12 protein-coding genes are annotated in these 13,101 nt (G+C 31.7%); 2 read left to right on the top strand and 10 right to left on the bottom strand.

Annotated elements, in window-relative coordinates; all coding sequences use genetic code 11:
- From JG780_RS08015 to JG780_RS08035, 5 genes are all read right to left on the bottom strand, one after another.
- Positions 1–300 (bottom strand): divergent PAP2 family protein (locus JG780_RS08015; RefSeq protein WP_287569999.1); only part of this gene is annotated, 300 nt, incomplete at its 3' end.
- Between the two features lie 12 nt (positions 301–312).
- Complete coding sequence (locus tag JG780_RS08020; RefSeq protein ID WP_004102458.1) at positions 313–720, bottom strand: ATP-binding protein; 408 nt, start codon at positions 718–720, stop codon at positions 313–315.
- On the bottom strand, positions 720–1,511 hold the full coding sequence (locus tag JG780_RS08025; protein WP_041427227.1) for an epoxyqueuosine reductase QueH: 792 nt from the start codon (positions 1,509–1,511) through the stop codon (positions 720–722). The genes JG780_RS08020 and JG780_RS08025 overlap by 1 nt, the downstream gene beginning before the upstream one ends.
- Entirely contained in the window at positions 1,512–1,961 is a 450-nt protein-coding gene (dtd, locus tag JG780_RS08030) for a D-aminoacyl-tRNA deacylase (RefSeq protein WP_287570000.1), read from the bottom strand.
- Positions 1,958–4,084 (bottom strand): RelA/SpoT family protein, encoded by a 2,127-nt coding sequence (locus tag JG780_RS08035; RefSeq protein ID WP_287570001.1) that lies wholly within the window; start codon positions 4,082–4,084, stop codon positions 1,958–1,960. The genes dtd and JG780_RS08035 overlap by 4 nt, the downstream gene beginning before the upstream one ends.
- A 222-nt stretch (positions 4,085–4,306) precedes the next feature.
- Between JG780_RS08035 and JG780_RS08040 the strand changes: the two genes are divergently transcribed.
- A complete protein-coding gene (locus JG780_RS08040; protein ID WP_287570002.1) occupies positions 4,307–5,938 on the top strand; it encodes a hypothetical protein in 1,632 nt (543 codons plus the stop codon).
- A gap of 19 nt (positions 5,939–5,957) precedes the next feature.
- Positions 5,958–7,979 (top strand): S8 family serine peptidase, encoded by a 2,022-nt coding sequence (locus tag JG780_RS08045; RefSeq protein ID WP_287570005.1) that lies wholly within the window; start codon positions 5,958–5,960, stop codon positions 7,977–7,979.
- A 55-nt stretch (positions 7,980–8,034) separates the two neighbouring features.
- Here the strand turns inward: JG780_RS08045 and JG780_RS08050 are convergent, their stop codons facing one another.
- From JG780_RS08050 to JG780_RS08070, 5 genes are read right to left on the bottom strand one after another with little or no spacing between them, the layout of a single operon-like run.
- On the bottom strand, positions 8,035–10,341 hold the full coding sequence (locus JG780_RS08050; RefSeq protein WP_114702524.1) for a xanthine dehydrogenase family protein molybdopterin-binding subunit: 2,307 nt from the start codon (positions 10,339–10,341) through the stop codon (positions 8,035–8,037).
- Positions 10,338–10,784, bottom strand: coding sequence for a (2Fe-2S)-binding protein (locus JG780_RS08055; RefSeq protein ID WP_004102471.1), 447 nt, complete (start codon positions 10,782–10,784; stop codon positions 10,338–10,340). The genes JG780_RS08050 and JG780_RS08055 overlap by 4 nt, the downstream gene beginning before the upstream one ends.
- On the bottom strand, positions 10,781–11,569 hold the full coding sequence (locus JG780_RS08060) for an FAD binding domain-containing protein (protein ID WP_004102472.1): 789 nt from the start codon (positions 11,567–11,569) through the stop codon (positions 10,781–10,783). The genes JG780_RS08055 and JG780_RS08060 overlap by 4 nt, the downstream gene beginning before the upstream one ends.
- On the bottom strand, positions 11,566–12,408 hold the full coding sequence (locus tag JG780_RS08065) for an FAD binding domain-containing protein (RefSeq protein ID WP_287570009.1): 843 nt from the start codon (positions 12,406–12,408) through the stop codon (positions 11,566–11,568). The genes JG780_RS08060 and JG780_RS08065 overlap by 4 nt, the downstream gene beginning before the upstream one ends.
- Entirely contained in the window at positions 12,401–12,865 is a 465-nt protein-coding gene (locus JG780_RS08070; RefSeq protein WP_012580334.1) for a (2Fe-2S)-binding protein, read from the bottom strand. Before JG780_RS08070 ends, JG780_RS08065 begins: the two co-directional genes overlap by 8 nt.
- Positions 12,866–13,101 lie beyond the last annotated feature (236 nt).

Here is a 13,101-nt window from a genome sequence, read left to right on the forward strand (position 1 = left end):
CAATATAGCCTCAATTAATGTGTGTCCACTATTTGGATCAACCTTTCTTCTTAAGCCAACCGCATCAGAAGCAACTATTGATAAAAAAATTGCTGCTATGGCAGTTTCTGGAGAGTCATAGCCAGTTATTCTTGCAACTTCCCATGCCAAAGCTGCTGTTGTTGCAACGTGTGCACTTGGCATTCCTCCGTATCTTCCAAAACTTTTAATATCTCTATATATTATCACCTTTAATATTTGAGCACTTAAAAATGCAAAGAAAGCAGCCAATAATGCTTTATTTGATAATAATTGAAGCATATATTTACACCTCTATATATTGTATTCTTTTTTAAGTAGTAAAAGATTTCCACAACTTACATCTTTAAATTCCATAACATCAAATATTTTTTGGATTATATATACCCCTAATCCTCCTGGCCTAATTTCTTCTAAAGGTCTTGGTTTGACTTTAGATGGATCAACTTTTGGTCCAAAATCCCTAAGATAGATTTCGAGAACATTAGGTTCAGTCCATTTTAACGTCATTTTAATAATTTTATCTTTTTCGAATTTGTATGTGTGTTCTATTATATTAGCGATTGCCTCATTAACTGCAAGTTCAGTATCAAATATATCTTGCTCATTAACTGCTTTTTGAGATAAAAATTTTTGTACTACACTTCTTGCAATCTTAATATTTTCACTTTTTGAGAGAAAAGTAATTGAAATTATATCCATTATCCATTCCCCTTTAAAATTTGTATTTTTTGATTATAATTTCCAAATTTATTCCAACCTTCTTTTAAATTGTATTTATCTTTAACAAAATAGTCAACGTATAAGATTTTTGGTTGAATAGCTTTAATTATCTCGATAAAGTTTTTTGAGAAAATTTCAAAATTTTCTTTTGTTATTACTAATTTTTCAGGGAAAACTGGGATATTAGTTATTCCATATTCTTTTAGAATTTTTTTTGATTTTTCAATTTTTTCCTTTCTTTTATTTTCAAGTTCGATCTTTGAAAATATACAACCACAATATGCCTGACGGTAAATATTTTGTTCTTTGATAAATTTTAAAGCTTCTTGGTATTCCTTTCCTTTTCTAAAATATGTTTCTATATATTTTACATTAACTTCCTGCTCTACTATTTTACCAATTTTATTTATTTTTTCCAAAACTTTTCGTGGAGAGGAAGTTAGAGTAGTTGCAAAAGAATTAAAATTATTAATTTTAGCAGTAATTGCTGTATTTTTTAAAAGAAGGTATATACATTTATCGCACCTTGGACTATTAATACCAAGATTTTCAAGGCCTTTTATGTATCTAAAGTAAACTTCGGGTTCATATTTGCTTTCAATAATTTTTAAATTCCACCTCTTTGCAAGTTTTAAAACTTCATTTAATCTTTTTTCATATTCAGATTTTGGATGGATATTTGGATTGTAAAAATAAATGTATTTTATTTTTTCTTTCATATGAAAGTATGAAGGCACCAAATCTGGTGCGCAACATACGTGAAGAAGCAACTAAAACACCTTCTTTGAATCAAGTAATAAAGTTACAGGGCCATCATTTACTAAAGAAACTTGCATATGTGCACCAAATTCACCAGTTTCAACTTTTAAATTGTAGTTTTTACAGGTATTTACAAATTCTTCATAAAGTTTTTTTGCAATGTCAGGAGGCGCTGATTCAGAATAAGAAGGTCTTCTGCCTTTTCTGCAATCACCGTATAAAGTAAATTGAGATACTATAAGGAGTTCACCTTTTATATCAAGCAACGAAAGGTTCATCTTTCCATTTTCATCATCAAAAATTCTTAAGTTAATTATTTTTTCGGCAAGATATTTGATGTCTTCTTTGTTATCATCTTTTCCGACTCCAAGCAATACTAAAAGTCCATTTTCTATTTTTCCAACTGTTTTTCCTTCTACTTCAACTTTTGCATTTTTAACCCTTTGTATTACTGCTCTCATTTTCTTCTCACCCTCAATATTCCAGATTTTTTATTTAATTGACTTATTATGTCATTTAGTTCATTTAAAGATTTTACCACAATTGTCAGATGTGCAAAGACCGAATTCCAATTTTTTGATTCACTTAATTTAAAACTTTTTACGTTTATGTTTTTTGAAACTAAAAGATTCATTATTTCAGCAAGGCGTTCATTTTTGTCAAACTCAATTTCTAAGTTAGTTGAAAATTCATTTGAGTCATCAGATAGCCATTTAGCTTTAAATAGTCTATCTTCATCTATATCTCTAATATTTTTGCAATTAATTCTATGTATAGTTATCCCTCTTCTGCTTGCTACTCCTACTATTTCATCACCTGGAACTGGCATACAACATTTGGCGATGTGAATATCAATATTTGAAATTCCATCTATTTCTACTGCATTTTTAATTTTTTTCGAGTTTTTTGTCTTTTTCTTGTAATTTTTTTCTGGTTTGTTTTCTATTAGTTCTAGTAAATCGTTAAAAGTAATACTTCCTTCACCTATGCGTGTATAAAATTCATCTATACTTAAATTATGGTTTTTTATAAATTCATTAACTTTTTCGTGTTCGAGTAATTTTTCTATTGAAATATTCAATCTTTTAGATAGTTTTCTAATTACATCTTTTCCTGATTCAATTAGTTTTTCTTTTTCTTTTTCTCTAAAAAATCTTCTAATTTTTGCCTTTGTTCTAGGACTTTTAGCATATTTTATCCAGCTAAGGCTTGGCCCTTTACTTGATTTGTTAACTAAAATTTCTACAACATCACCATTTTTTAGCTTGTAATTTATTGGAACAATTTTTCCGTTTACTTTTGCACCAGCAAAATGGTGTCCTATTTCTGTATGTATAGCGTAAGCAAAATCAATAACGGTTGATCCCAAAGGCATATGAATTATTTCTCCCTTTGGCGTTAAAACAAACACTTCATCAAGTTGCAATTCATTTTTAAGTTCGGAAAGATTCGTACTTCCTTGAAGAAGTTCTTTTCTCCAGTCAAGAAGTTGAAGAAGCCACTTTTGCTTTAAATCAACGCTCTTTTCTTTGTAAATCCAGTGAGCAATTAACCCATACTCTGCTTCGTTATGCATTTCTTCATCTCTGATCTGAATTTCCAAAGGTTCACCATATTGTGTTACAACTGTAGTATGAATTGATTTGTAACCATTTGATTTTGGAGCTGCAATGTAATCTTTAAATCTACCAGGAAGAGGAACCCAAATATGGTGTACTACTCCAAGAGCAGTATAACAGGTTTGAACATCTTTTACAATTGCCCTAATTCCAATAAGATCATAAATTTCTTCAAATTTTTTATTTTTTTCCTTCATCTTTTTCCAGATACTATAGTAATGTTTATAACGACCTTCCACTTTAGCATTTATATTATTTTCTTTTAATGCAAGTTTTAATTGATTTACATATTCGTTTGTTCGCTCTTCCCTTTCTTTCTTTTTTTCAGCAACTAATTCTTTAATCATGTAATATTCTTTTGGGTATAAAACTTTAAAAGAAAGATCTTCAAGTTCCCACTTTATCACATGAATCCCAAGTTTGTGTGCAATAGGAGCATAAACTTCAAGTGTTTCAAGTGCTTTGTATTTCTTTTTTTCTTCATCTTCAACATATTGTATTGTTCGTATGTTATGTAATCTATCTGCAAGTTTTACAAAAATAACTCTTACATCTTCAGCCATTGCAAAGAGCATTTTTTGTATGGTTTCACTTTTTTTCTTTTGTTCGATGTTTCCAACAGGTGCATTAATCTTGCTGACTTTTGTTACTCCATCGACAATTAATGCAACTTCTTTACCAAACATTTCTTCAATATCTTTTAAAGTTACTTTGCCTTGACTATCTTCAACTGTATCGTGTAAAATTCCAGAAATTATAGTAGTAATATCTAATTTTAATGATGCCAAAATTTTGGAAACTTCAATTGGATGAGTGATGAAAGGTTCACCAGATTTTCTGTAGTAACCTTTGTGGCCGTATTCAGCCAATTTGATTGCTTTTTTGATTTTTTCTTTTTCTTCATTTGATAAATTTTTATTGAGAACCGTTTCCAAATTTTTAATATATTCTTCTATATCTATCATATTTAAACACTCCTTAACTCTTTTGGAAATATTTTAACACAAATTTTGCAAAGTGTGTTATAATAGCTATTGGAATTGTTAATTTTGTATTTCTATATCTCGATAAAAAAATTAAATGAAATTATTTGAAAATCATTAAAAAATATTTGGTTGAATAATTTTTAAGATGGAAAGTTAAGTAGTAATTTTACTTTACAAATTTTAAGGATAGGAGGGATAGTTGTGAAGAAAGTTTTGATTTTTAGTACGATGTTTTTATTTGTTTTTCTGCTTTTTAGCGGTTGTGTTCAACAGTTTTTAAGTCAAGAGTACCCTGCAAGTCTTAAAGTTTATGTAACGGATTACAGATCAGGAGCTGCAGTTGAGGAGGCAACGGTAACAGTTTTTGATGAATCGGGTTCAAAGGTTGCTGAAAAGGTTACTGATGGGGAAGGTTTTGTGAAATTTGATTTGAAAATGAACGATACTGTAAAGTATTTTGATGTGAAAATTGAAAAAGAAAATTATGGTATTACAAGATTAAATAATTATATGATAAGTGGTTTAGAAACAAAAATATTAGAATTAACGTTAAGAAAAACAGCATATGACACTTCAAAAGCATCTGATAAAATTACAATTAATGCAAGCTTTTTTGAAGATGAAGGAATGTCAAAGACTCTTAATTTAACAAAATTTAATTTGAACAAATTTTCCGGTGATGAATTGTATTATAAGATTAACGTTCTTTCAGGAACTGGTTATGATGTAAACCACGTATATGTAAAAGTTGGTGGAGTCCCAGGAAGCGGATTTTTCACTAATCCAAGAAAAATTTATTATGATACAGAAATTGAAGGAAGCATATCCTTGGATGGTTTTTCTGGAAAGGTTCCAGTTTTTGTTGCAGTAGTTGATCAAAATGAAAATTTGGTTGTTAATGCTTATTATTTGACACTGGTTAAAGAAAGTGGAGATTATAATATGTATGTTGTTGAAAAACCAAGTGATAGTGGATCTGTGAACCTTAAAGCATATACTAGAAGAGCTGGCATAAAATTTTATTCTAATGATATTCAAAAATCAGCAGTTTCTGAAATGAAGTTTGAAAAACCAAATGCTGCTCCAGATAAAGATTTAAATATGTGGATAGAAGTGAATTGGGTGAAATGGGAGGATTCTTCTGCATCTTCAACAACTGACAAACCAGAAGCTTATGTTGTTTACAGAAGTTTTGATGGAGTAAATTACGAACTAATTGCAAGGGTGCCATCAGATACTAATTATTATAGGGATAGCTCTGCACAACTTGAAGCTGGAAAAGAAGTTTGGTATAAAGTTGGCTCATATTATGGTGGAAAAATTTCTTCATTGACCGATTTAGGTTCTGTTGTTCCATTAGGAATGTTTGATATAAAATATATAAGTCCAACAGATGGAGCAACTGATGTATCAACTAATCCAACTTTTGAATGGGAAGTAGTAAATCCAATAGATTCTCCAGAAGGAACTGTAGTTTACTTATTTGATATTTGGCTTTATGATGAAACTTTAAATGATTATGGATATTATTCGTTAAGTGCTAGTGGCTATCCAAAATATAACTTTATAGGTACTGTTGCTACAAGCGTATCTTTTGCTTTTGATAATCCTCCTGCAGGTTTGTGGTGGGTAGATTATGGTGCCGGTGGATGGTATCAGTTTAATACATTGCAAAAAAATAAGACATACGAATGGGGTAATGAATTAGCAGTTGCTATAGTCTCTGATGAAGATTCAGAAGCATATTCTATATACGCAGATCAAGGTAAAATTATTGATCCGTTTGGAATAGAGGCAGAGATTTATAATACATTTACTACTGGTGAAAATTGATGAAAGGAGGGAATTTTAGATGAATAAGTTGTTTAAATATTCATTTTTTGGAATTTTAGTATTGTTTTTAATACTATCAAGTTGTGGATTAAACAATATAACTCAAAATAGTAAGATTTCTAATAATACAGGTTCGGATATAAAATTGGGAAGTCTTGAATTTGAATACGAAGAAGGTAAGGTTCTTGTTGGGTATGAAAACAGAGAAGAAGTTAACAAAATAGTAGAAGCATTAAATGGAAAAATTGCAGTTGATTTGCCACAAATAAAAATGGTATCAATTAAGTTTGATGGAACAGTAGAAGAGGCATATGAGAAAATTTTAAAACTTGGTTTAAAAGGTATCAGATATGTGGAACCAAGCTACAAAAGATACATTATTGATCCCAAACCAGTTGATAATAATATGATAAACAAAAATAATGAAACTAGTTTAAATTCGACTAATCCAAGAGACGATGAAGAATTTTCAAAATACTTGTGGGGACTGGAGGCATTAAACGTTAAAGATGTTTGGAATATGAGATATACAGGCGATGGAGTAATTGTTGCAGTAGTTGATAGTGGTGTTGATGGTACACATCCTGATTTAAAAGGTCAGGTAATTGAGGGATACAGACCAAAAACAGGCGAAATCTTACCTGCAGGTACAGATTCTTCTTTTGGTGGAGCACATGGAACTCACGTTGCAGGCACTATAGCTGCTAGTGATAATTCTTTAGGAATTATTGGCGTAGCACCAGATGCAAAGATTATGCCGATTGTTATATTTGATGTGGAAGGTTATGTAGGTGATGATGCGGTTGCTGATGGAATAATTTGGGCTGTTGATCATGGCGCAGATATTCTTCAAAATTCCTGGGGAGGATGGGGCTATAGCTATACTTTAAAAGAAGCATTTGATTATGCATTAGACAGAGATGTTGTTGTAACAGTATCAGCTGGTAATGATCACACTGACCAACATTTACATTATCCATCAGGCTATCCTGGAATAATTCAGGTTGCAGCAGTTGAATTTAATGGTGGTGAATATAGAACAACATGGTTCTCAAATAGAAGTGACGCTATAACAGTAGGAGCACCTGGTGTTGATATTCTTTCAACAGTTCCACAAGCTACTGCTTTAGGTTATGAAGGCGGAGAACTTGCTGACTCATTTGGTGGGTTATACGCATTTTATCAAGGTACTTCAATGGCTTGTCCACATGTTTCTGGTGTTGTAGCATTATTGAAAGAAAAGTATCCAGATGCAAAAGTATGGCAAATAAGAAAGTTAATCGAACAAGGTGCTGTTGATATTGATAAGGATGGATATGATCATGATTCAGGATTTGGACTAGTAAATGCGAAAAATTCAATAAATCTTTCACTACCAACTGAAGGTGGAGCAACATTTAATGTTGAAGCACTCGATAGTTGGGAAAATCCTATACCGGGAGTATTTGTAACACTAAAAAGAGTTGATGGTGAAGGTGGAGACTATTTTGCTAAAACAGATCTTACTGGTATTGCCCATTTTTCAAATATAGACGCAGGAAAATATGAAGTTATAGTTGGTGGACCAGATTCAAATGATAGATCTTACTCAGGAGATGGTTATCTTGGTAATAGTTTCTCAACAAGAAGAGAAGAAGAAAGGCAATATGTAAGGACTGTTAATGTAACAGCAGATGCTACTGAAACGTTTACTTTTACATCTACATTTAAAGTAGAATTTGATGAACCAGTTATTGACTTAGGCCAAGCAACACTAACGGTTGATTCAGTGTTTTATGAACTTATTACTGGAATTAGAGGATCTTACTTAAGTGAAACGTTTGTTTCAAATATGAAGTATGATTTCTCTTCTATAGCAGATTTAGTATATTTGAGATTAGAAAGATCAAATGTTGGAGCGACATGTACTGTTAATGGTACAGTTACTTTGAATGGAACTGAAATACCAGTAACAGCTGTTTTTGCAAGTGAAGATGCGACACTTTCAACAGTAGTTGATGATGTTTATGGAAAACCATACTGGCTAATATTTGGTAATTAAATTTTTGGAATTTACAAAATATAAATCAAGCCTCCAATTTTGGAGGCTTGATTTTTTAATTATTATTTAAACCCATTAATATTTTTTCAGGTGTGATAGGTAGTTTTTTTATTCTAACACCTACTGCATTATATATCGCATTAGCTATTGCAGCTGGTGGTGTGTCAATTCCAATTTCTGCAACAGATTTAGCACCAAAAGGACCAGTTGGTTCAAAACTTTCTACGAATTTTACTATAATATTTCCTATATCTTTTCTAGATGGGATTTTGTACTGCATTAAATTATTTGTTAGTAATTTTCCACTTGGTGAGTATTTAACATCTTCAAATAATGTCATACCAATTCCTTGCACAAGACCACCTTCAACTTGAATTCTTGCAAGATTTGGATTGATTGTAACACCACAATCTACTACCGCCACATAATTTATAAGCCTAACTTTTCCTGTTTCAATATCAACTTCAACTTCTGCAAATCCGGCCATAAATGGTGGAGGGGATTCCTCACCGACATATGATGCATCTGCAATCAACTGCTTTTGGTTTTCGGTGTAATACAAAACAGTGGCAAGTTCTTTCAAATCAACTTTTTTACTACCATCTTTTTCGAAAATATATTTTCCATCAAAGTCTACTTTTGATTCATCAAGCCCCAATTTAAGCGCTCCTTCTCTAATAATCATTCTTTTCATTTTTTCTGCTGCTCTTTTTACAGCATTACCTGAGACGTATGTAGTACTTGATGCATATGCGCCAACGTCAAATGGAGTAAGATCGGTGTCTGATGAATAAACAATAATATTTTCAGTAGGAACTTGAAGAACTTCAGCTGCTATTTGGGCAAGTATTGTATCACTTCCAGTGCCAAGATCCGTTGCTCCAATTAATAAATTAAATGAGCCATCATCATTTAATTTTAATATGGCAGATCCCATATCAATATTTGCAATACCTGATCCCTGCATTGCTATTGCCATTCCAACTCCTCTAAATTTTGTTTCAGATATTTTTTTTCTTGGAAATTTTTCTTTCCAATTAATTAACTTCATTCCTTCTTCAACACATTCATTTAATTTACAACTTCTTACAATCATATCTACTCCTTCACGACCTTCACCCATTATCTTGAATATTGGTGAAGTTTCGCCTTCACGTATCATATTCTTTTTTCTAAATTCTATAGGATCCATATTTAGTTTTTCTGCTAAGATATCAATAGCAGATTCAAGTGCAAAGTTTCCTTGAATTGCGCCGTATCCTCTATATGCTCCGGCAGGCACCTTATTTGTATATACAACTTTTCCTGAAAATCTGACGGCATCAACTTTGTTGTACATTGGCAGTGTTTTAGAACCAGCAACCATAAATGTTGTAAGAGCATGTTCACCATATGCTCCGGTATCTGATAAACCTTTCATGTCAATAACCTTTAATTTTCCATCTTTTGTTGCTCCTAGTGTAATATCATATCTCATAGGATGTCTAGTATAGGTTGCTTCAAACACTTCTTGACGAGAATATACAATTTTTGCGGGTTTTCCTGTTTTTAATGTAACAGCGGCAACAAAAGGTTCACCGTGTATTGCTTGTTTTCCACCAAAACCACCACCAATCCTTGGCTTTATAACTCTAATATCTTTTATTGGTATATTAAACGCTTCGGCTAATATCCTTCTAACATGGAATGGTACCTGTGTAGAAGAAATAATTACTAGCCTTCCATGCATATCAATATATGAGGCGGCAGAATGTGGTTCAAAAGCAACATGTGCTTGTGCTTGCGTATAAAATCTTTCAGTAATTATTACATCACATTTTTTTAGTTCTTCTTCAACATCGCCTATTTCCATTTCATACGATGCAGCAATGTTGTTTTTGGCATCAAAACCTATTTCAAACATTGGATGAGTTTCTTTTTCAGGATGTATAATTGAAGAATGACCTTCTGCTTTTTCAAAATCAAGAACTGGTTCTAGTATTTCATACTCTACTTTAATTTCTGACAAAGCTTTTTCTACGACCTTTTCATCTTTTCCTGCAACAATTGCAACTTCATCTCCGACATATCTTACGTATTCATCAAGTATATACCAATCATGCGGTGAAGGTTCAGGATAGCCCTGCCCAGCTCTGGTTATTGGTATTCTTGGAAGGTCTTTATATGTTAAAACACATTCGATTCCGTCAATTTTCTCTGCTTTCGATGTATCAATACTTTTTATTTTTGCAAACGCATGTGGGCTCCTTAAGATTTTAACTATAAGCGCATCTTTGGGGGATAGATCATCTGTGTATACTGGTTTTCCTAAAAGAAGTCCTAATGCATCTTTTTTTGGAATTTTTCTTGTAACTTCTTTCATTTTTCCACCCCCAAGAATTTTTCTATAGCCCTGTGCTGTCCTACATATCCAGTGCATCTACAAAGATTACCGATTAATTTGTTTGTTATTTCCTCTTTATCTTTAAAGTTTTTATTTTTAAGATAGACAGTATTTACTATCAATCCAGGACTGCAAAAACCACATTGGTCGGCACCTTCTTCTGCAAGATATTGGGCAAAAACTTTTGCATCTTCAAGGCCTTCAACTGTAGTTATATGATGACCATCAGCTCTTGCCGCAAAAACAGAGCATGAAGGCACAGGTTTTCCATCCAATAATACAGTACAAATTCCACACATTCCAGTGTCACAACCTCTTCTAACGCTATAATAGCCTAGTTTTCTTAGAACATCTAGTAAAATATCATCTGGATTTATTTCAACGTCTTTTTTTTCACCGTTTATTATTAGACTAATCTTCATTTTGTCACCTCCTCAAGAGCACGTTTTACAAGTGCTTTACAAACCTTTTTTCTATACTCTGCTGTGGCCCTTAAATCATCTGAAAATTTTAATTCTTCGGCTGCAATTTCTGCAGCTTTTTCAATATTTTCTTTTGTGATGGCGTTATTTGATAAAAATTCTGCGGCATTTTTAGCAAGTTGAGCTATACCTGGTCTTGCACCAACAGCAATTTTAAATTTTCCTTCATTGTTTGATACAGCTACATTTAATAAGGAAAAATCATATTCTGAATTTCTTACATATTCAAATGCGAGCTTTAAATTTTCCTTCATTATCTCAATTTTCGACAAGATATCTTTAACAATTTTTGTTTCAAGAAATTTTTCAAGTGGCATTTTACCATTTTTATACAATTCTACGTTAGTATTTAAGACTAAAAGAGCTGTAATTAAATCAGAAAAACCGTATTTGGGAAAAATAGTCCCTCCAACAGTGACTATGTTTCTCATTTGATAACTTAAAATTTTTTCTGCAACATTTTTTAAAAAGCCGTTGTATAAAGTTGAAAGTACCGGATCTTCTTCAAATGCTGATATTGTCACCATAGATCCAACTTCAACTTTTTCTGGATAGTCATTTATAAAGTCAAGATTTGTATCTATTAGATCAATTGCAACATCGAATTCTTGGTTTGAAAGTTTCAAAAATGCTGCTCCTCCGATAACTCGTGAATTTTTTTCGGTTAGTATTTGATATGCCTCTTCTAATGTTTTTGGCTTTACATATTCTTTAAACTTTATCATATATTCATCACCTTCTTTTCTTTAAGATTGTAATATGCTTTAATCATAAGGTTGTACACAAGTTGTTTTCTATATTCTTTTGATGCTCTAACATCAGTAATTGGATTTGAAAGCTTTTGGTATTCGCTTGCAAGGTATTCAAAAAGTTCTAGACTTATTTCTTGGCCTTTTACTTTTTCTTCTAGCAGCTTTTCACGCAATATTGTAGGTCCAACGGAACCGTAACAAATTGCAATGTCATAAATTTTATTGTTTGATTCTTTTAATAGTACGGCAATACTTGCAATTGATATGATCATTGCGTTTCTTCTGCCAACTTTTTCAAAATAGAATTTATAGTCATTTTTTATATCAAGTTCTACTCCAAAAACAAATTCATTCTCTTCTAATTCTATTTTTCCTGGGCCCTTAATAAAATCTTCAATGGGGATTTTTTTATTTGTTGGTTTAACAATTACTTTTGCATTTAAGAGATAACTTGCAAGGACAAAATCTCCCGCCGGTGATGCGTTTGCAATATTCCCAACAGGAGTACCTCTATTTCTAATCATTGGTGAACCTATTAGCCTTATTATATTATCTAAATATTTGTTTATATTGTTATCTTTTAGATATTCTCTAAGTTGACTGTATGTAAAGTTTAAGGGAATAAATAATTTATCACTTATATTTGGAGTTTCAATAATAGCTTTTGTATCTATTACTGTGTCTGTGTTTATTACATTAGCTCTTATTTTGACAAAAAGATCAGTTCCACCGGAAAAGAGAAATCCTTTTGTAGATGCTTTAATTTCAGATAATTCTTCAACGGTCTTAGGTAAGAAATAATTTTTAATCATTTTTTTCACTTCCTTTGATATAGCTAGAAGCTATTTTTACAGCATTAATTATTTTTACATACCCAGTACATCTACAAAGGTTTCCCTCAAGTGCTTCTTTTATTTCTTCTTCGCTTGGATTCGGGTGTTTATCAAGTAACACTTTTGTTGAAACTATAAATCCAGGTGTACAAAATCCACATTGTATTGCTCCAGCTTCAACATAAGCATCTTTAATTTGATCTTCAATACCCTCTAGTGTAATAATCTCTTTTCCATCGAGTTCAACAGCAAGCATAAGGCATGAATGAACATTTTTACCGTTGACGATTATCGTACAAGCTCCGCATTCTCCTTCACCACATCCTTCCTTTACAGACGTTATCTTCAAATCATCTCTTAAAAAGTCAAGAGCTCTTTTATAAACAGGTACATCCCTTTCAATTGTTTGTCCGTTAAGTGTGAATTTAATTTTCATTTTCTCACCTCTTCAAAGAAATATTTTTAATTAGCCTCCTGAAATTTGTTTTTTCTTAATTTTTTGAAAATATTATTCTTTCCCTTTTATTTTTAAAAAGAGTTAATTAGTTACTTTCATTTTTCATCTGTTTTTCCACCTATCTTTAGTTAACCTTTATGTTAAATCAAATACCTCCTTACCATTTGTATTTTTTAATACTATCTCACCATTTTCCCCTCAAACTAACCCTCTTA

Origin of the sequence: Thermosipho sp. (in: thermotogales) (assembly GCF_020054775.1) — a bacterium.
Lineage (GTDB): Bacteria > Thermotogota > Thermotogae > Thermotogales > Fervidobacteriaceae > Thermosipho > Thermosipho africanus.

Excerpts from the sequence above, each read along its gene's own strand:
- JG780_RS08045 (WP_287570005.1), top strand. The coding sequence starts at position 5,958 with ATGAATAAGTTGTTTAAATATTCATTTTTTGGAATTTTAGTATTGTTT.
- dtd (WP_287570000.1), bottom strand. The coding sequence starts at position 1,961 with ATGAGAGCAGTAATACAAAGGGTTAAAAATGCAAAAGTTGAAGTAGAA.
- JG780_RS08020 (WP_004102458.1), bottom strand. The coding sequence starts at position 720 with ATGGATATAATTTCAATTACTTTTCTCTCAAAAAGTGAAAATATTAAG.
- JG780_RS08060 (WP_004102472.1), bottom strand. The coding sequence starts at position 11,569 with ATGATAAAGTTTAAAGAATATGTAAAGCCAAAAACATTAGAAGAGGCA.
- JG780_RS08065 (WP_287570009.1), bottom strand. The coding sequence starts at position 12,408 with ATGATTAAAAATTATTTCTTACCTAAGACCGTTGAAGAATTATCTGAA.
- JG780_RS08050 (WP_114702524.1), bottom strand. The coding sequence starts at position 10,341 with ATGAAAGAAGTTACAAGAAAAATTCCAAAAAAAGATGCATTAGGACTT.
- JG780_RS08035 (WP_287570001.1), bottom strand. The coding sequence starts at position 4,084 with ATGATAGATATAGAAGAATATATTAAAAATTTGGAAACGGTTCTCAAT.
- JG780_RS08070 (WP_012580334.1), bottom strand. The coding sequence starts at position 12,865 with ATGAAAATTAAATTCACACTTAACGGACAAACAATTGAAAGGGATGTA.
- JG780_RS08055 (WP_004102471.1), bottom strand. The coding sequence starts at position 10,784 with ATGAAGATTAGTCTAATAATAAACGGTGAAAAAAAAGACGTTGAAATA.